The organism is Bradyrhizobium sp. Kon56, from assembly GCF_055807635.1.
On record NZ_JBVVOU010000223.1, the window covers coordinates 1 to 351 of the forward strand.

1 protein-coding gene is annotated in these 351 nt (G+C 64.7%); it reads left to right on the forward strand.

Annotated elements, in window-relative coordinates:
- A partial coding sequence (locus AC0L3B_RS38730) for an ATP-grasp domain-containing protein (protein ID WP_473382951.1) occupies nucleotides 1-351 on the forward strand: 351 nt, incomplete at both ends.

Consider the following 351-nt stretch of genomic DNA (forward strand, 5'->3'; position numbering starts at 1 on the left):
CGCCGGTCGGCCACCGTCAGGAGAAGGGCGACTACCAGGAATCCTGGCAGCCCCAGGCCATGAGCCCGATTGCCCTGGCCGAATCCGAGCGCGTCGCCAAAGCAGTGACCGAAGCCCTGGGTGGCCGTGGTCTGTTTGGCGTGGAGCTGTTCATCAAGGGTGATCAAGTGTGGTTCAGCGAAGTGTCGCCGCGCCCGCATGACACCGGCCTGGTAACCCTGATTTCCCAGGATTTATCGCAGTTCGCCCTGCACGCGCGCGCCATCCTCGGCCTGCCGATTCCATTGATCCGTCAGTTCGGGCCGTCGGCCTCGGCGGTGATTCTGGTGGAAGGGCAGTCGACCCAGACGG